At 60.7% G+C, this 17,535-nt stretch carries 17 protein-coding genes; 3 read left to right on the top strand and 14 right to left on the bottom strand.

Annotated elements, in window-relative coordinates; translation table 11 throughout:
- Nucleotides 1-92: 92 nt before the first annotated feature.
- The 5 genes from AWB69_RS08205 to AWB69_RS08185 all read right to left on the bottom strand — a co-directional run bounded on the left by AWB69_RS08205 (nt 93) and on the right by AWB69_RS08185 (nt 4,475).
- The gene (locus AWB69_RS08205) at nt 93-857 is read right to left on the bottom strand and encodes an amino acid ABC transporter ATP-binding protein (protein ID WP_062084171.1); all 765 of its coding nucleotides are present in this window, start codon (nt 855-857) and stop codon (nt 93-95) included.
- On the bottom strand, nt 854-1,504 hold the full coding sequence (locus AWB69_RS08200) for an amino acid ABC transporter permease (RefSeq protein ID WP_062084169.1): 651 nt from the start codon (nt 1,502-1,504) through the stop codon (nt 854-856). Before AWB69_RS08200 ends, AWB69_RS08205 begins: the two co-directional genes overlap by 4 nt.
- Before the next feature lie 2 nt (nt 1,505-1,506).
- Entirely contained in the window at nt 1,507-2,232 is a 726-nt protein-coding gene (locus AWB69_RS08195; RefSeq protein WP_062084166.1) for an amino acid ABC transporter permease, read from the bottom strand.
- A gap of 58 nt (nt 2,233-2,290) precedes the next feature.
- Nucleotides 2,291-3,124: an ABC transporter substrate-binding protein gene (locus AWB69_RS08190; RefSeq protein ID WP_062084164.1), complete on the bottom strand. Its 834-nt coding sequence runs from the start codon at nt 3,122-3,124 to the stop codon at nt 2,291-2,293.
- Nucleotides 3,125-3,626: 502 nt separating this feature from the next.
- On the bottom strand, nt 3,627-4,475 hold the full coding sequence (locus AWB69_RS08185) for a helix-turn-helix transcriptional regulator (RefSeq protein WP_062084162.1): 849 nt from the start codon (nt 4,473-4,475) through the stop codon (nt 3,627-3,629).
- Nucleotides 4,476-4,560: 85 nt separating this feature from the next.
- Between AWB69_RS08185 and AWB69_RS08180 the strand changes: the two genes are divergently transcribed.
- The gene (locus AWB69_RS08180) at nt 4,561-5,058 is read left to right on the top strand and encodes a hypothetical protein (RefSeq protein WP_062084160.1); all 498 of its coding nucleotides are present in this window, start codon (nt 4,561-4,563) and stop codon (nt 5,056-5,058) included.
- A gap of 62 nt (nt 5,059-5,120) precedes the next feature.
- On the opposite strand, the gene aroQ is transcribed toward AWB69_RS08180, so the two are convergent.
- The 9 genes from aroQ to AWB69_RS47530 form a co-directional block, all read right to left on the bottom strand.
- Nucleotides 5,121-5,576, bottom strand: a complete 456-nt coding sequence (gene aroQ / locus AWB69_RS08175; RefSeq protein ID WP_062084157.1) for a type II 3-dehydroquinate dehydratase — start codon at nt 5,574-5,576, stop codon at nt 5,121-5,123.
- Between the two features lie 12 nt (nt 5,577-5,588).
- Nucleotides 5,589-6,422, bottom strand: a complete 834-nt coding sequence (locus AWB69_RS08170; RefSeq protein WP_062084155.1) for a shikimate dehydrogenase family protein — start codon at nt 6,420-6,422, stop codon at nt 5,589-5,591.
- Between the two features lie 75 nt (nt 6,423-6,497).
- Entirely contained in the window at nt 6,498-7,820 is a 1,323-nt protein-coding gene (locus tag AWB69_RS08165) for an MFS transporter (RefSeq protein ID WP_062084153.1), read from the bottom strand.
- Nucleotides 7,821-7,995: 175 nt separating this feature from the next.
- Entirely contained in the window at nt 7,996-9,207 is a 1,212-nt protein-coding gene (locus AWB69_RS08160) for a porin (RefSeq protein WP_062084151.1), read from the bottom strand.
- A gap of 541 nt (nt 9,208-9,748) precedes the next feature.
- Nucleotides 9,749-10,867, bottom strand: coding sequence for a 4-hydroxyphenylpyruvate dioxygenase family protein (locus tag AWB69_RS08155; protein ID WP_062084149.1), 1,119 nt, complete (start codon nt 10,865-10,867; stop codon nt 9,749-9,751).
- Between the two features lie 199 nt (nt 10,868-11,066).
- Nucleotides 11,067-12,953 carry a bifunctional sugar phosphate isomerase/epimerase/4-hydroxyphenylpyruvate dioxygenase family protein gene (locus tag AWB69_RS08150; RefSeq protein ID WP_062084147.1) on the bottom strand — a complete coding sequence of 629 codons (1,887 nt, stop codon included), beginning with the start codon at nt 12,951-12,953 and terminating at the stop codon, nt 11,067-11,069.
- A gap of 85 nt (nt 12,954-13,038) precedes the next feature.
- A complete protein-coding gene (locus AWB69_RS08145; RefSeq protein ID WP_062084145.1) occupies nt 13,039-13,869 on the bottom strand; it encodes a BKACE family enzyme in 831 nt (276 codons plus the stop codon).
- A 58-nt stretch (nt 13,870-13,927) separates the two neighbouring features.
- Entirely contained in the window at nt 13,928-15,235 is a 1,308-nt protein-coding gene (shiA, locus tag AWB69_RS08140) for a shikimate transporter (protein WP_062084143.1), read from the bottom strand.
- A 181-nt stretch (nt 15,236-15,416) separates the two neighbouring features.
- Entirely contained in the window at nt 15,417-15,575 is a 159-nt protein-coding gene (locus AWB69_RS47530) for a hypothetical protein (protein ID WP_156528775.1), read from the bottom strand.
- A 136-nt stretch (nt 15,576-15,711) separates the two neighbouring features.
- On the opposite strand from AWB69_RS47530, the gene AWB69_RS08135 reads away from it, so the two are divergent.
- A complete protein-coding gene (locus AWB69_RS08135; protein ID WP_062084141.1) occupies nt 15,712-16,485 on the top strand; it encodes an IclR family transcriptional regulator domain-containing protein in 774 nt (257 codons plus the stop codon).
- Nucleotides 16,486-16,591: 106 nt separating this feature from the next.
- Complete coding sequence (locus tag AWB69_RS08130; protein ID WP_062084139.1) at nt 16,592-17,506, top strand: LysR family transcriptional regulator; 915 nt, start codon at nt 16,592-16,594, stop codon at nt 17,504-17,506.
- Nucleotides 17,507-17,535: the final 29 nt, after the last annotated feature.

The following is a 17,535-nucleotide window of genomic DNA, read 5'->3' as shown; positions in this document are numbered from 1 at the left end:
TCCGTCGGCAATATGATTCGCTTCTTCGATCTTTGACTGACGCGAGTCTAGCGCATGAGCGGCTGCGAACCACCGCTGCATACCGGTCGTACTCAATGGTCAAGTACCCGGTGCAGGAACTGCTGCGTGCGCTCGTTCTGCGGATTTACGAAGATCTGCTCGGGCGCGCCCTGCTCGGCAATCACGCCCTTGTCCATGAAGACCACGCGGTCCGCCGTTTTACGCGCGAAGCCCATTTCATGCGTGACGACCACCATGGTCATGCCGTCGCGTGCAAGGCCGCGCATGACCTCGGTGACTTCGCCGACCAGTTCCGGATCGAGCGCGGATGTGGCTTCATCGAAGAACATGATGCCCGGCTCCACGGCCAGCGCGCGTGCGATCGCTACCCGCTGCTGCTGGCCGCCCGACAACTGGCTCGGATAGTGATCGGCGCGATCAGCCAAACCTACGCGATCCAGTGCGTCCATCGCCCGCTTGCGGGCGTCCGCCGGATTCATCTTGCGTGCCTTGATCAAGGCCAGTGAAACATTGCCCAGCGCGTTCTTGTGCGGGAACAGGTTGAACTGCTGGAACACCATGCCTACGTGACCACGAATTTCGCGTGCGCGGCGCGCGTCGTGGAGCGGCACTTCGTTGACCCAGACCTCGCCGGCGTCAGCGGTTTCAAGACCGCTCATGATTCGCAACACGGTGCTCTTGCCTGAACCGGAGGCGCCTATCAGCACGAGCACTTCGCCCTGGCGCACGTCGAGGTTGATCTGCTTGAGCACCTGGGTCGTGCCGAACGACTTCGTGACACCGCTTAAGTTGATGATAGGTTTGATAATGGATTCGGACGCGATGGCGGTGTTCATGACAACAGGCTCCTTCTTCGATCATGGCGGCGCACCCACCGCGACAGGGGAAAGCAGACAATGAAATACAGCACGGCGACCAGGCCATAGATTTCCACCGGCTTGCCGATCCGGTCGACAATCGCCTGGCCCTGATGCATCAGCTCGGACATGCCGATCATGCTGACGATCGACGTGTCCTTGATGAGGGACAGGTACTGGCCGATCAACGGCGGCAGCACGATCTTTCCGGTCTGCGGCAGGATCACCGAGAAGAACGCCTGCGTCTTGCTCAGTCCGAGGATCTGCGAGACTTCCCACTGCCCCTTCTGGACCGACTCGATCCCCGAGCGGAAGATCTCCGCAATATAGGCGCCCTGATACACGCTGAGCCCGATCACGCCGGCTGCGAATACATCGATGGCATAACCGAAGTAAGACACGCCGAAATAGATGAACATCAGCGTGATCAGCACAGGCGTGCCGCGAAACAGCTCGGTATAGAGCCGCGCGAGCCGCGGCGTCCCCCAGGGCCCGAAGCTGCGCAACACGGCCGCCAGCAGCCCCACGAGCGTGCCGCCAACAATTGCCGCTGCGGAGAGAATGAGCGTGGTGAGCAGGCCCTGCAGCAGGATGGGAAGGCTCGACATCAACAGGTCGCTTGTCATGGTCACTCTCCTGTTCCAGGGCTCACACGGCGCCTGATGAGCAATGGCCGGCGTGCGCGTTTTGCCAGCACGAGCGGCGGATGAAACAGCCGCGCCCCGATCATCCCGGCGACCCACGACAGGCAGTTGCTCAGCACAAGATAGGCAATCAACGTGATGGTGAAGGTCTGGATATACAGCAACGTGCGCGAGTTGATCACCGTCGCCATGCCGGTCAGCTCCGGCAATGCGATAGCCGACAGCAGCGACGTTCCGAGCAGAAGCTGGATCAGGTTGTTCACGATCGCGGGATAAACGGCACGTGCGGCCTGCGGCATGACCACCTCAACGAAGATCTGCGAACGCTCCAGGCCGAGAATGGAAGCCGCTTCCAGCTGACCGCGCGGCACGGACTGAATGCCCGCCCGGAACACTTCGGCCAAGTACGCACCCACGTTCACACCTAGCGCGATGACCCCGGCCGTATACGCATCGAGCGTGATGCCCATTGACGGCAGGCCAAAGAAAACAATGAAGATCTGCAGCAGCACCGGCGTGTTGCGGATCACCTCGATATAACAACTCGATATCGCCCGCAGCACCACGACGCGTGATGTACTGGCCAGTGCGGCCAGCAAGCCGAGCAGCATCGCGACGACGAAGGCCAGCAACGTGACCTGGAGCGTCAGCCACGCCGCCCGGACAAAATCGTTCAGATAGCCCGACAGGGTCACCCATTGATAGCTCATTGCTCCTCCGTCGTAAGGCTTGCGCAATGCATGCGGCGTTCACGCTTCAGTTCACGCTTCAGTACTGCGGGTTCAGTGGGAAACGCGGATCGGCGCCGAACCATTTCTTGTAGAGCTGCGCGTTCAGCTTCGACGCGTTGACCTGGAACAGGAACAGGTTCAGGTAGTCGAGCCAGACCTGATCGCCCGCCTTCACGCCAAAGGCGTTGTATTCCAACGGAACGAGCGCTTCGTCGGTCACGGTCAGCTCGGGATCAAGCGAAGCCTGATACGCGAGGAAGTTGTTGTCTTCAATCATGGCATCGGCCTGGCCTTGCTTGACTGCGAGGATGGCGGCCTGCGAACTGTCGAATTCCTGGATCTTCACCTGCATGTTCAGCGCGCGGACTTCGTCGCCATTCGTGGATCCTTTGACGGTGGCGATCGTGCGATTGGACATGTCCTTGATCGACTTGATGCCGCTGCTCTTCTTCACGAGCAGCGCCTCGCTGGCCACGACGTAGGGATTGGTGAAAGCGATTTCCTTGGCCCGTTCCAGGTTGCGCGTGAAGTTGCAGAACACCACGTCGACCTTGCTGGTCTGCAGGTTCGGAATACGGTTGGCGCTCGTTGTATTAACGACTTCCAGCTTCACGCCCATTTGCTTCGCCAGCTCTTTCGCGAGGTCGACGTCGTAACCGTCGGCCGCACCGTCCTTGTTATAAAAGCCGAAGGGCGCGAAGCTCAGACAGTCGCCCACGCGCAGCGTGCCGCGCTGCAGGACTGTTTTCAGCGTGGACTCCGCCGATCCGTCCTGAGCCGGCGTGGCGACCTTCGTACAACCGGCGAGCGTCAACAGACCGGCCACCGCGAATAAACAGGCGATACGTGCGCTTATCTTGACAAGTCTCATTTGGGTCTCAGCCTTGAAAGTGAAAATGTCGGTTCAGGGACAAACGGCGGCGGCCAGAGAAGACCCTGGATTAGACGCCCTCACCATGCCGGCACATGGGCCTGCATAAAACGATGTTGCGGACTACCCCTGCCTCGCATGAACACGCGGCGGCATTGGATAAAGCAAGTTAGATCGGTTGTCCGGTATACCGGAATTATGTCCGGCACAGCAGATGAACGAAGTCTTTCACAGAAAAAAACACATGGCAATGGGGAGTGCCGCTGATGCGAAGCGGTCGTTTTGAAGCTGCATCGAACTTTCATTTTTCTTACTGAAGCAGGCACAGAATGGGTCCGCGCGGCGGAGTGGTGATGGTTGCTCAGTTTGATGATGGTCGAAGAAACTGCGATTGATCTCCACATGTTTTACCCGACAGCGGCAATTTTTCGAGGACTGTTTTCACCAATGCTTAGTATGTCTATGCTTTACGAATGTGATCCAAGCCGAGAAAAAATCACCTTCAGGCGTCCCGCGAATGCGGCTCGCCATGGCCATTCAACCGGCGATACACGCTCGGGCTCATGCCCATGATTCGCTTGAAATGGCCATTGAATGTGGACACGTCGTTGAAGCCCGTTTCCAGCGCGACGCTCAGGATGCTTTCGCTGGATTGGCGTAGACGCACGGCAGCCTCGTGCAATCGCGTGCGCATCAGGTACTGGTGCGGGGTCACGCCCACGACCTGCAGGAAGAGCCGCAGAAAATGATAAGGACTGGCCGCCGCGTCACGGGCGAGATCTGCAAGCAGAAGTGGCTGGTGCGACTCCTGCTCGATCCGGCGCAAGGCTGCGGCCACCCGTAGTTCGTCGCGAGCGGTCGGCAGGCGCGTGGGCCGCTTGGCGTCCACTAACGCGGCCGAGACCGTGGCTGCCATGCATAACGCCAGCTCCTCAAGCGCCGCAAGGTCCCCGTTGTCACGCGCGGCTTGCGCCGCAGCAACAATGGGTATCAACGCGGGCAGCGGCGGCAGATTGGGGATATCAAAGGAAACACGTCGCGCACCCGGCACTGCAACAATTATTTGCTCGAAGAATTCAGCTTCGAAATGAAACGCAACGCAGCGGTCCCCGGCGCTGTGCTCGTGGCTGCATTCGTAACAATGATGTTCATTGCCAAGCAACACTGCGCCGGGCGCAAGCGTGGCCGATCCCTGCGTTGAACGGTAACGGAACGTACCCGACGTCACAGCCGCGATACACAGGGACGCGTGCTGCTCTTCAAAAGGCCGGTCGTGCGGACCGGCGGTGCAGACGACGTCCTGGACGCGCCATCCGGTGCCTGATGCAAGGAGATGAGGGATTGAAGCCATAAGCAAAGATATAGCAATATTCCCCAAGACGGGTGACCTGCTATTCGCCAGGATAGGAAATCCTGCCGTTCACGGAGTTCTCGCCATGCCGACATCGCAACACTTGATTGCCGCTCTTCATACCAATGAGCCTGCGGCCGACCGGGCTGACAAAATGAAACTCTACGGCTGGTTGATCGGCCGCTGGGAAATGGAAACCGTTGTCTATGACGACGGCGGCGAACCGCACACCGGACACGGCGACATCCATTTCGGCTGGGTGCTGGAAGGACGTGCGATCCAGGACGTATGGGTCCTTCCCGGGGTCTTCCACGGCACCACCCTGCGCGTCTACGACCCCGCTCTGGACGCGTGGCACATCATCTGGAGCGACCCGCTCCGCCAATATTACTCGCGGCAGCTGGGCCGTCTTTCCGGTACCGATATAGTGCAGGACGGGCACGACAGCGCCGGTAACGCCGTACGCTGGAGCTTCAGGGAAATCACCCCCGTTTCATTCCGGTGGATGGGTGAAGAATCGCAGGATCAGGGACAGACGTGGCGCCTGAAGGCGGATTTCCACGCACGCCGCCTGGAAGACTAGCCCGGGCCGCAGGACGAACAAGGCGGAACAACCCGGCGGCAGCGGCCTTGCATCAATCCCGCTTACTTGACCTGCGAAACCTGCACCAACGCATCGATGGCAAGGGCATAACCCTTGATGCCCAGACCGACGATGATCCCGCGCGCTGCGGGCGAAATGTACGAGTGGTGACGAAACGACTCTCGCGCGTGGACGTTGGAAATATGCAGCTCGATCAACGTGACGCTCGCACCCTTGATGGCGTCGTGCAGCGCGATCGACGTGTGCGTGAAGGCGCCGGGGTTCATCACGACCCCATGCATGTTGCCCGCTGCCATTTCGCGGCCCGCCTCATGGATCCAGTCGATCAGCACACCCTCGTGATTCGACTGCCGGCACTCAACTTCGACGCCGAGCCGTTCACCGGCTTCCTTGCAAAGCGCTTCGACCGTGGCGAGCGTGTCGGACCCATACTGCGCGGGTTCGCGCTGACCTAGCAGGTTCAGGTTGGGTCCGTTGAGAACAAGCACCTTCTTCATGACGTCACCTCATCAATATTTGATCTGCGAGACCGCGCGCAGTTGCTCGGGCGTGGCGGTGCCGAAGCCGAAGAACTCCAGGTAGGCCGGAATCATTTCGAAGAGCATGTCGGTGCCGACCTGCACTGTGCAGCCCTTCTCCCTGGCTGCGCGCAGCAGCGGCGTGTATTCGGATTTCATGACGACTTCGCCAACAAACGTGCTGGGCGAAATGCGGTCGATGTCGAACGGCAGGGGATCACCCTCGTTCATTCCGAGCGGCGTTGCATTGACGACCACGTCGTAGCCCGCCGGATCTTTGGAACCTGTGGTCACCACCAACTGCGAATAGTGCTTGCGCAAGCGGTCGGCGAGGGCTTCGACTGCCGCGGTGTTGGTATCGAAGAGGGCCAGGCCCGCCACGCCCGCTGCAGCAAGCGATGCCGCAATAGCCGAGCCCACGCCGCCACTGCCGAGAACAAACGCACGCGCGCCTTTCAGTGGCCGGCCCTTGCGTTCAACGCCTCGCGTGAACCCCGCGCCGTCGAACTGATCGCCGAGCAGCGTGCCGTCCGGACGCAGGAGAATTGCGTTGCACGCGCCGGCAATGCGAGCCGTGGGCGTCAGTTCATCGACAAGGCTCGTAGTCGTGACCTTGTGCGGCATGGTCACCAGCGCACCGCGAATGTTGGTCAGCCGGAACAGGGATCGCAGCACGCCCGGATAGTCTTCCGCCTTTACGCCCATCGGCATCACCACTGCGTCGATGCCGTTCTGCTCGAACCAGGGGTTGTAGATCATGGGCGCTTTGAATCCCTCCGTCGGATAACCGAGGTGGGCAATCAGGGTGGTTTTTCCGCTAATCATGGCTGCAAGTCTCAAGAAATTCGGCGCTCAGTCCGCCAGTTGGTTTGCCAACCAAGCAGCCAGTTAGTTGGCCAATTAGTCGGCCAATTCCACACGGCGGACATCGCCGACAATGAACACATAGGACAGCGCACCGACCAGCGCGGCCGCCCCGACATAAGCCAGCGCGTAAAAGAACGAGCCGGTCTTCGCCACGATCACGCCGATCACCAGCGGCGTCACAATGCCCGCAAGGTTCGCGCAAAAGTTGAAGATGCCGCCGGTCAGGCCCATCAGGTTCTTCGGCGCGATGTCCGAGATCAGCGTCCAGCCGAGCCCGACCATGCCCTGGCCAAAAAACGCGATCGAGAGGATCGTGATAACCATTGCGTCGCTGCTGACGAAGTTCGCCGAGATGATGGTGGACGCTCCCAGCAAGCCAACGATGATCGGCAGCTTGCGTGCAATGTTGGCCGAGCCGGTTCGCTTGAGCAGAAGGTCGGACACCCAGCCGCCGAACATCACGCCGACCGCTGCCGCGAGGAACGGCATCACGGCGAAGAAACCCACCTTGAGCCAGCCCATGTGGCGCTCTGTTGCAAGATAGGTCGGGAACCACGTCAGGAAAAAGACCAGCGTGGTATTGCCCGCGAACTGGCCGAGGCATGCCCCCGCGATCTGTCGGCGCTTGAGCAACTGGCCGACGTTGCTCCAGGAGAACGCCAGCGTCTGCTGGCCGCCGGGCGGCTCGAGTCCGCCGCCTGCGGCAATGTAGTCGAGCTCCGCCTGGTTGACGGTCTTCGAGTCATGCGGCTCGCGATAAAAGAGCCACCACACAATCCCGAACGTGATGCCCAGAACGCCGACCGCTACAAACAACGCACGCCAGCCGAAGCTCCCCATGATCCAGAACAGCGCCGGCGCGAAACACGCGAGGCCGAGGTATTCGCCCACCGTATAGATCCCGGTCGCCCGGGCGCGTTCCTGTTGCGGAAACCACGTGGCGACCACGCGGCTGTTGACCGGAAAACACGGCGCTTCACTGATGCCCAGGCCAAAGCGAAACAGCAGCAATGACTTGAGGCCGACAGCGAATCCTTGCAACAGCGTAAAGAGCGACCAGAACGTCAATGCGAGGAAGTAAGTGACCTTGCTCCCGAAGCGGTCGAGGAAGATGCCACCCGGAATCTGGGCAAGCGCGTAGGTCCATGAGAACGCCGAGAAGACCACCCCCATCACGGCCGCGTCTATACCGAGTTCCTTCGTCATGGTCGGTGCCGCAATACCCAGGACCGTGCGGTCCAGGTAGTTGATCATGGTGCCCACCGCGAGCAGCGCGAGGATCACGAACCGCGTACGTGAGCGTGTGCGGGTCGCCGCGCCGGCATGCACCGCAGGGGATTGATGAACGTCTTGCATGAAGCGTCTCCTGACTCAAAGTGATGATATTCCCGCCTTGCGAATGGGGTTCGCGAGCGATGTTATTGGAGTGGCGATCCTAATGTATAACCACCGCCGGCAACGGATTATGCCGCTGCCGGCCCGGGTATTCTCCCGCACCGCCAATGCACATGGCGAACACCGAGCCCGGTCATCAGAACCGGTGAATAATGCCCACGCCTGCCGCGAACTGGCTTGGCGACGAAGAAGGCGCCGACTGGAAACCATCGCCCAACGTAGCCGTCGCATTGATGACGCTGGATGCGCCCGGCGTCCCCAGCGTCTTGCCCTTCGCGCGCTGGAACGCCTGCAGTGCATACAGGCCGGTTCGTTTTGACAGCGAGTAATACTCGGACAGGTTGAACTGGTGATATTGAGCGACGCTGTCGATGCCGTTCGCTTTCGTCGCACGGGTGTAGCTGTAGCCGGTCGCCAGGTCGAGCGCGGTTGACGCATGCCAGTGAAGCACGGCGCCGGCCGTGTTGAAGATTGCGGTGTCGCGGAACAGCGAGTGAATGCCGGGGATGTACTGAACGTTCGAATAGGTGGCCGACACGTCCCACGCACTGTTGAACGCATAACCCGTGCCGATCGCGAACCGCTGCTGCGCCTGCGCCGTCTGGTAGCCGTTCGTCACCGCCGACACGCCCGACTGCCCCGCCGAATTCGTGGTCGAATCCGTGCCGTAAGCGCCGCCGCCCGGAGTTGAGTTGTTGATGCGCGTGATACCCGCCGCGATCCCGAATGGGCCGTTGACGTACTGGACCGCGCCGCTCCATGTCGAACCCTGGTTCACGCTGCCCGGCACGCCCGCGAACGAATACGAGCCGCTGAACGTGAATCCATAGAACCTGGGCGACGTATAGACCAGCGAGTTATTCGCGCGATAGATGGTGTCGAGTTCATCGAGGTCGCCCGGATGCGCGCCGTAGAAACCGGTCAGCCAGGTGGTCGGGCTATAGGGCGAAAGCAGCGAATAGTAGGACGTGTACTGGCGGCCCGCCGTGAACGTTCCGTACGTGGGGTTTGTTACCCCCACGAATGCCAGCCGGCCGAATTCGGCGTTGGTGTATTGCTGTGCGCCGCTGGTGCTGTTAAAACCCGACTCGAGCTGGAAGATCGTCTTGGTGCCGCCACCAAGGTCCTCGGCGCCCTTCAGGCCGAAGCGGCTGCCCGCCCACACACCCGACGACATCTTGATGTTGGAGCTTCCGCCCTTGGTGGAACCCAGGGTCGTCTGGCTGCTTTGGTAAGTCAGCGAATTATCGACAATGCCGTACAGCGTCACGCTGCTTTGCGCATGCGCGGACGTGACCATTGCCACCGTAATGACGACCGCGGCTCCCGCTTGTCTGGATTGCTTCATCTACGTCTCCTCCTTCAATTCTCTTGGTTGGGATCAATGCTGCAGGCATTATTCAGCTTTCCTAACCTATTCCGCTACTCGGTCATGACGGTTGGAAAGTTCTGGTTCAAAAGGAATGTGTTCAGCAACAAATGAGGCGCGGTACTGGCTGAATCCGCCGCGCTTGAGGTGTTGGATCAGCACATGGACACAATAAAGTCATGTGTGATCCGGGGCAATGTCTTGCGCTTGAAAGAAATCGATTATCGGACGCAGGCGTTCGCTAATCGCGCATTATTGGGGTTTGCACTAGGGCGGGAACCGCCTTTTGCCTTAGCCTTGAACGGCCTGTCTTGCCGCCGCCAAAGTCCTGCGCAAACGCTCGTCCAGGTCAACGGTTTTGCCTGGGGTGGTTTATCGACCGCTCGAGTCGAAGCAGCTACGCAATATTGAAACTGAGCTGTTTGTATCGGCGGGAAGATAGTTCGCCGATATTGCACGCGGTGCTTGAGTTGATCAGGGCAACGAGAGGGAAATTTCGTTCGTGAACGAAAGCCTGTCCCTAAGCCTCACGCGCCTTGCCGAGAGCAATCAAGTTCCCTTCCCCAAACCCGTGGTGGCCACGCCTCTCGACAATTTCGAAAAACATGTCGCCACTATCGCGCTGAACAAAGGTCTGCAGGAAGAGCCGCGCGGTTCCGTCTGCGGCAATCGTCCCATCTACCAGAATGCCCCTCGAACGCAACGCGTCAACGTCCAGCCCATGCCCGGGAAGACGTTCATCGAGTTGCTCGTAATACCTTGCAGGGGGCTGCACGAAACGAATCCCCCGCGACCGCAGGATATCCACCGACGCAAAGATATCCTTCGCCTCCAGCGCAATATGCTGGACGCCCTCGCCCGTGTGATCGGGCAGATAGTCCTGCATCAAACTCGTGCGGTAAGTCCCTTCCTCATAAACGGGAATGCTCAACGTCTGGCAAGGCGACACAATGACCGGCAGATCCTGCGCCACCTTCCAGTCCGGATGCACCGCATGGATCTCCTTGAAATGAAGAACCTGCAGGTAAAACTCGAGCCAGTCCGCCAGCCGCCCCGCGCCAACCGTCTGCGTTAAATGGTCGACCTTGCTTAAACCCGCGTCGTTGGAATGCAGCGCCGCATGCGTTTCCTGCGGGTCAAACCACGCGAAATCGATATCGTAGATCGACCGCGCCTTTTCACTCGGCTCCTGCCTGCCTTCCCAATGGTCCACAAAATAGATATGCGAGTCGCCGATCCCCTGGATCGCGGGTATCAGCAATTCGTTCGGCCCGATACGCTCACCTTCGAAATCCCACGCCCCGAATTCGACGGCACGCTCGTGCGAGGTCGCTGCGTCGAACACTCTTAGCCCGATCGCGCAGATGCCCACGCCATGATTGACCGCGAACCGCGCCGCAAACGAATCGTCGTCGGCATTGATGAGGAAATTCATGCTGCCCTGGCGAAACAGCGTGACGTCCTTGCTGACATGGCGCGCCACTTGCGTAAAGCCAAGTTGCTCGAAAAGCGTCCGCAACCGCGCCGGGTCCGGGCTCGAAAATTCCACGAATTCAAGCCCGGCGACGCCCAGCGGATTGTCGCTGTCCTGCAGGGGTTGCGCCGAGGCAGCGCCAGGCAGGGAAGCATCGTTGGTCATCGAAAATCACCTCTGAGAAAGTCCGGTCCGTCTCCGTCTGCACACCCGTGCGCCAGCCGCCGCAGCCCGCTTGACCGTGCATCCGCGATGACGCCGAGACAGATTATCGTCTCCGGCATCAAAGCGTCAAACTGTCCGGCATCCTCTCATGCCGGCGGGCGCTGTCCGGGGCTTAAGCAACGGCAGACCACCGTCTCCCTCAATGCTCCTGATGGCGTCGCTGGGCATGGGCCGCGAGCCGGACCGGCGCGTTCACCGCGCCATAACCGTCGTAGCCGCCCTTGCGTTGCACGACCTCCAGGAAAAACCGCTCGGCGAACTGCTCGGTATAGACCTGGAAAAATTCTCCGCCCGCGCTGTCGCGGTCATACAGGATGCCGCCCTCCCGCATGAGTGCGAGCCTGACCGGGTCGAGATCGTAGCGCGCCTCGAGATCGTCGTAGTAGTTGCCCGGAATGTGGAGGAGCGGCACGCCCCGCTCGCGCAGTTCCGCGACGGCCGCGAAGATGTCGTCGGTCGCGAACGCAACGTGATTCAGCCCGGAACCGCGGTAGGTCGACAACGACTCCACTACCGCCGTATGCCGGTCCGCCGACGCGTTGAGCACGATCCGCACGGAACCGTCGCGGCTGCGCACCGCGCGGCTCCTGACAAGCCCGTAGGGGTCCGGTAACAGCACCGAGGGCTCGGCATCGAAACCGAACGTCGCCTCGAAAAAAAGGACCCATGTATCCAGCGTGTCGGCGGGCAGGTTCAGGCACACATGGTCGATACAGCGCAGGGTATCGGCTCGCGTCTGTTTGGCTGTATCGGTCAGGTTGAAATCGGTTTCATAGAGCGTGGGCTCGCCCGGCGCTTCGTCGACGAAGTACTGCAAGCTGTTGTCCGGCGCCTGCACGCCCGGCACCACACGCTCGTTGGGGCCGACCTTGCCCGAGAAAGGCGCATAGCCGAACGCGGCTGCCCGCTCGAAGGCTTGCGCGGCGTTATCCACGCGATACGCCGACGCGCAGACCGACAAGCCGTGCGCCTGATGAAACGCGCTCGCGAACGAATCGGTCTCGCCGTTCAGCAGAATGCACGCGTCGCCCTGGGCGTACAGCGTGACATTCTTCGAACGATGCCGGCCGGCCGCGCGAAAGCCCAGTCGTTCGAGCCATTGGGCGAGCGTGGAACCACCCGCCGGATCAACGGCGAATTCGAGGAACTGGAAGCCGGTGTGCGCAGGCGCGGCGGGCGGATGGAACAAGGTCTCATGCGAGCTCGCCGTTAAAGCGCCCGCACACTGCGCCTCCAGGAACAGCAGCGAGCGATAACCGTCGACCGCCGTCGCCGCGTTCGGCGCCGCGCGAAAACCGTCGTTGAATATCTCCAGTGACAGCGGCCCCGCGTATCCCGATGCCAGCACCTGACGCGTAAAACCGGCCACGTCGAGATCGCCTTGCCCCGGGAAACAACGGTAATGCCGGCTCCATTCAAGCACATCCATGGCCATCTTCGGCGCGTCCGCGATCTGCACGAACGCGATCCGCTCTGCTGGAATGCGGGCAATCTCATCGACTGAATCGCCGATGGAAAGCGTATGGAAGCTGTCGAGGATCAAGCCGAGGTTCGGATGATCGAGGGTGTCGACCAGCCGCCACGCATGTTTGTACGAGTTGACGTGCCGCCCCCACGCGAGCGCTTCGTATCCCGCCATCACGCCTTCCGAGCGGGCGAGTTCGGCGAACTGGCCGAGCTGATCGACGATCAATGCATCGCCGCCGATGGCATCGGCCGACGCGTTGCTGCACACCAGCACGCGGTCCGTGCCGAGCTCATGCATCAATTCGAACTTGCGCCGCGCGCGTTCGAGGTTGCGCGCGAGGCGTTCTGCCGATACCCCCTCGAAGTCGCGGAAGGGCTGGAACAGCATGACCGCCAAGCCGAGGTCGGCACAGATGCGCCTGACCTCGGCAGGTGAACCATCGAAGTAGAGCAAGTCGTTTTCGAAAATCTCGACGCCGTCGAATCCGGCGCGGCTGATCGCCTTGAGCTTCTCGACCAGCGTGCCGCTGACCGAGACGGTGGCAATTGAACGTAGCATCGTAAGTTCTCTTTCAACAGGCGGCACGCCGCCGGTATGCGGGCACCGCCGTATTCCTGTAGCTATATCGGTAGCCGGCGAAAGACTAAAGCGCCGGCAAGTGCAGCAGTTTCCGCGCTTGCGCCGCGGTTGCAACCGGACGTCCGTATTCACCGCACAGCGCGGCCACGCGGCTCACCAGTTGCGCGTTGCTCGTGGCAAGCGTGTCCTTGTCCCAGCGAATGTTGTCTTCAAGACCCGTACGGCAATGGCCGCCCAACTCAAGCGTCCAGTGGTTCACCTCAAGCTGATGCCGGCCGATGCCCGCCGCCGTCCAGGTTGCATCGGGCAGCTCGGCGCGCAGCCGCTCGACTTCAAACTCGAGGATTTCGCGCTTGGCAGGCAATGCGTTCTTCACACCCATCACGAACTGGACATGGACCGGTGACGCCAGCAGCCCCTGCCCGACCAGATCGACGGTGCTGTAGAGCATGGCCAGATCGAAGATTTCTATCTCGGGTTTGACGCCGTAATCGAGCATCGACTTCGCGAGCGAGCGCACGAAGTCGGGTGGATTTTCGTAGACCGTGGTCGGGAAGTTGACCGACCCGGTGGCGAGCGAAGCCATGTCCGGGCGCAGATCGAGCATCGCACCGCGTTGCTCGAAAGAGCGTCCGCGGCCACCCGTCGAGAACTGGATGATGATGTCCGGGCAATGTTGCCGGATGCCGTCCTGAAGCGCCTCGAAACGCGCACGGTCCGAGCTGGAATTTTCCTGCTCGTCGCGCACATGCAAGTGCACGAGCGATGCACCCGCTTCGTAGGCGGCATGGGTGCTTTCCACCTGCTCGCTGATCGAGATGGGCACCGCCGGATTGTCCTTCTTGCGCGGCACGGAGCCCGTGATTGCAACCGAGATGATGCAGGGATCAGTCATGATTTACGTTCCATTGAATGAGGTATGCGTGCATGCCGCTAACCGAGCGGTCCTGCGCTCACGTCCGTTTCATGCCGCCGGCAACGAGCACGGAAATCAGGCAGCCGATGGCAAGGTAAGCTGCAACCGGATGCCATGAACCACCCGCGAAGCTCACCAGCGCCACGGCGATGAACGGCGTAAAACCGCCGCCGACCACGCTCGCCACCTGATACCCCACGCCGGCACCGCTGTATCTGTACTCGGTGCCGAACAGTTCGGTGAACATCGGCTGCTGGACGCTGACCACCATGTCGTGCGCAATGTTCGCCAGCATCACCGAGAAGATCACGATCCAGACAGTCGAGCGGGCGTCGAGTGCGAGGAAGAACGGAATGGCGCTGAGCATGCCGACGACCGCGCCGGTCATGTAGATGCGGCGGCGGCCGAAACGGTCGGCGAGCATGGCGAAACACGGGATGGTCACAATGCTGACCGCCCCCACGAGCAAGCCGATGTTCAGGAAGAACTGGCGCGGCATGCCGAGGTTCGTCGTTGAATAGCTGAGAGCAAATGCCGTGACGATGTACATCGTGAAGAGCTCGGCGAGACGCAGCGCGATGATCAGCAAGAATGCTTTCGGATGCTGGCGCAACGCTTCCAGGATCGGGAGACGCCCGGTGCGCGGACCCTTCTCGATCACCTTCTTGACGAACTCCTGCGACTCCTCCATGCTCGATCGCACCCACAGTCCGATCAGGACCAGCACGACGCTGAACACGAACGGGATACGCCAGCCCCAGGTCCTGAAGGTCGCGTCGTCCATGGTCTGGCTGAGGATCGAGACAATGCCGGTGGCGAGCACCAGTCCCACGCCGTAACCGACCTGCACGCCGCTGCTGTAGAACGCCTTCTTTTTGCCTGGCGCGCTTTCCACCGCCATCAGCGCCGCACCGCCCCACTCGCCGCCAACCGCGAAACCCTGGATGGCACGCAAGGTCACGAGCAGGACCGGCGCCCACCAGCCAATGGATGCAAACGCAGGCAACAAACCGATCAGCGCGGTCGAGAGACCCATCATCATCACGGTCAGCACAAGCATGCGCTTGCGGCCCAGCCGGTCGCCATAGTGGCCGAATACGAAACCACCCAGCGGTCGAAACAGGAAGCCCACGCCGAAGGTCCCGAACGCTGCAAGCGTGCCCATGGCAGGACTGACTTTCGGGAAGAACTCCGTGTTGAAAACGATCGCGGCAATAATGCCGTACAGCAGGAAGTCGTACCAGTCGACCACTGCGCCGACAAAACTGCCAAGCGCCGCCTTGCGTGCCCGGCTCTTGTCCCGGTCGACTGCAGCGACGTCTGACGGCTGGATAGCGATAGTCATTACCTTGTCTCTGTTGTGTATTGATGTTGGGCTGCAGGACGTGTCCGGCAGGTAAAAGCGCGTGGTGCGCCGAGGTGAGTGGAGCATAGGGCTGCGGCTTCAGCCGATCAATGCTTGCCGCGAAAATGAAAACGATTATCGACCGCTTATGTGCGATTAACGATCGTTTTCGGGGTTAGCACTAAGCCGGAATGTCCGTGGTTTGCGGACGTGCCGATGCGTTCGAACGGCGACGCAGCGCATCCGGCGTGATCAGGTCCAGCAGATAGCCATCGTCCGAACGCACGGAGCGGGCGAGCTCCGGGTAACCGAAGAACGCGAGATAAAGCGGCGTTTTCATGATGTCCCCGTTCGTTCCTTGATCCACTGAAACAAGGATAAGGATTGCCCTCGCCAACACGAAGCCATGTTTCCGGGATGTGCGCGATAATCGCTCATACGCCACCACTGATCGTCCGGAATGAGGGTTATTGCTTATGACCAAACGACCGCCATTGGACAAGCGCGACTGGATTGCGGGACTTGAGAAAGGGCTCGCGGTGCTTGAGGCATTCGACAGCGAGCACGCCCGCATGACCCCCACGCAAGCAGCGACCCGCACGGGCATGACCCGGACCGCGGCACGCCGGCATTTGCTGACGCTGGAGAGCCTTGGTTACGTGGAAAGCGATGGCAAGCTGTTCGGACTGACACCGCGCGTGCTGCGCGTTGGCTGGTCATATTTCGATTCCGCACGATTGCCGAAACTGGTCCAGCCGTACCTGCAGCAACTGAGTGCGACACTCAACGAGTCGGTGTACATCAGCGTGCTCGACAAATGGGAACTGGTTTTCATTGCCCGCAACGGGACCTCGCGGGTCATGACCACGGGCTTCGTGCTGGGCGCCCGGGTGCCGGCGCCGCTGACCTCGCCAGGCGTTGTACTGCTGGCGTACAAGCCCGACGAAGAAGCGGTTCATGAGTGGTTGAACACGACCGTGCTGACGCCATTTACGCCTCATACCCTGACGAACAAGGTGCGTCTCTGGGAGAAAATCCGGCAAGCCCGGGCCGATGGTTTTGCGGTCATCGAACAGCAATTGCAAGTGGGCGTGCGGGGTATTGCCGTGCCGGTAAAGGACCGGCATGGCGAGGTTGTCGCTGCGCTGAGCACGAACATGCCGATGGGCAGGGAGACCACCGAAGCCGCTATTAACCGGGTAGTACATCACTTGCAGGAAACCGCATTGGCCATGCTGAATGTGGTTTAGGGCGGTGGTTTTTTTGAAGCCAGGGTCCTCATGCTCAAGCGTCTCGCCCGATACTGCTTTCATCACGCATGGCGTTCGCCGTTAGCGCTCTTTCAATCACACAACAATGAACCTCCGACACCTGCAGGCCTTCGTCGTCCTTGCGGAAGAGCTCAACTTCAGCCGTGCGGCGGATCGACTGCACGTCGCGCAGCCAGCGCTGAGCCAGCAAATCCGCGCGCTCGAAACACGCATGGGCACGCAGTTGGTAGACAGGGGCAGCCGGCCGCTGCGACTCACGGAGGCCGGCAGCTATCTGTGTATTGAAGCCCGCCAGATCCTCGCTTCCTTCGATCAGGCCGCGCTCGGTACTCGCGAGATCGGCCTTGGCATGCGTGGCTGGCTGGGTATCGGCTTCACCCGCTCCGCGATGTACAGCGTGTTGCCGCCCGCGCTGAAGTCGTTTCATCGGGATTACCCGAAGGTCGAGCTGAAGCTCTTCGAAATGCTCACAGAAGAGCAAGCGGATGCGCTGCATGACACGCGCATTCACATCGGCATTGGCCGGCAGGTGCCGCCCATCACCGGATGTACCACGTTGCCGCTGCTGCGCGAACGCCTGATGGTCGCGCTCCCGCCCGATCACCGGCTCGCGGGCGAGAAGAAGATTCGCATCACCCAGCTTGCCGACACGCCCCTCGTGCTTTACCCGAAGCACCCGAATGCGCAGTTCTCGCGCTTTGTCGAATCGCTTTATCGCAACGCCGGCATTACGCCGCACATCGCGCATCAGGCTTACGAGATCCAGACGGCTATCGCACTGGTCGCGGCCGGGCTGGGCGTGACATTCGTTGGTGAATCGGTCGCGCGGCATGGGCGCTCCGACGTGGTGTACCGGCGCTTGAGCGGACCGCTGGCGTCGCAGACCACGACACTTTCGGCGAGCTTTCGCACTGACGACAGTTCGCCTCATCTGCACGCGTTTCTTGCGTGTCTGTCACCCGTAGCAAAAGACTTGCCGCAAGAAACGCCGGAACTATAGGAAAATTATTATAAAAGGATAAAAACACG

The sequence above is a fragment of the Caballeronia udeis genome (genome assembly GCF_001544555.2).
Taxonomy (GTDB): domain Bacteria; phylum Pseudomonadota; class Gammaproteobacteria; order Burkholderiales; family Burkholderiaceae; genus Caballeronia; species Caballeronia udeis.
This window is presented reverse-complemented; position numbering and strand designations above follow the sequence as displayed.

Excerpts from the sequence above, each read along its gene's own strand:
- AWB69_RS08205 (WP_062084171.1), bottom strand. The coding sequence starts at position 857 with ATGAACACCGCCATCGCGTCCGAATCCATTATCAAACCTATCATCAAC.
- AWB69_RS08200 (WP_062084169.1), bottom strand. The coding sequence starts at position 1,504 with ATGACAAGCGACCTGTTGATGTCGAGCCTTCCCATCCTGCTGCAGGGC.
- AWB69_RS08195 (WP_062084166.1), bottom strand. The coding sequence starts at position 2,232 with ATGAGCTATCAATGGGTGACCCTGTCGGGCTATCTGAACGATTTTGTC.
- AWB69_RS08190 (WP_062084164.1), bottom strand. The coding sequence starts at position 3,124 with ATGAGACTTGTCAAGATAAGCGCACGTATCGCCTGTTTATTCGCGGTG.
- AWB69_RS08185 (WP_062084162.1), bottom strand. The coding sequence starts at position 4,475 with ATGGCTTCAATCCCTCATCTCCTTGCATCAGGCACCGGATGGCGCGTC.
- AWB69_RS08180 (WP_062084160.1), top strand. The coding sequence starts at position 4,561 with ATGCCGACATCGCAACACTTGATTGCCGCTCTTCATACCAATGAGCCT.
- aroQ (WP_062084157.1), bottom strand. The coding sequence starts at position 5,576 with ATGAAGAAGGTGCTTGTTCTCAACGGACCCAACCTGAACCTGCTAGGT.
- AWB69_RS08170 (WP_062084155.1), bottom strand. The coding sequence starts at position 6,422 with ATGATTAGCGGAAAAACCACCCTGATTGCCCACCTCGGTTATCCGACG.
- AWB69_RS08165 (WP_062084153.1), bottom strand. The coding sequence starts at position 7,820 with ATGCAAGACGTTCATCAATCCCCTGCGGTGCATGCCGGCGCGGCGACC.
- AWB69_RS08160 (WP_062084151.1), bottom strand. The coding sequence starts at position 9,207 with ATGAAGCAATCCAGACAAGCGGGAGCCGCGGTCGTCATTACGGTGGCA.
- AWB69_RS08155 (WP_062084149.1), bottom strand. The coding sequence starts at position 10,867 with ATGACCAACGATGCTTCCCTGCCTGGCGCTGCCTCGGCGCAACCCCTG.
- AWB69_RS08150 (WP_062084147.1), bottom strand. The coding sequence starts at position 12,953 with ATGCTACGTTCAATTGCCACCGTCTCGGTCAGCGGCACGCTGGTCGAG.
- AWB69_RS08145 (WP_062084145.1), bottom strand. The coding sequence starts at position 13,869 with ATGACTGATCCCTGCATCATCTCGGTTGCAATCACGGGCTCCGTGCCG.
- shiA (WP_062084143.1), bottom strand. The coding sequence starts at position 15,235 with ATGACTATCGCTATCCAGCCGTCAGACGTCGCTGCAGTCGACCGGGAC.
- AWB69_RS47530 (WP_156528775.1), bottom strand. The coding sequence starts at position 15,575 with ATGAAAACGCCGCTTTATCTCGCGTTCTTCGGTTACCCGGAGCTCGCC.
- AWB69_RS08135 (WP_062084141.1), top strand. The coding sequence starts at position 15,712 with ATGACCAAACGACCGCCATTGGACAAGCGCGACTGGATTGCGGGACTT.
- AWB69_RS08130 (WP_062084139.1), top strand. The coding sequence starts at position 16,592 with ATGAACCTCCGACACCTGCAGGCCTTCGTCGTCCTTGCGGAAGAGCTC.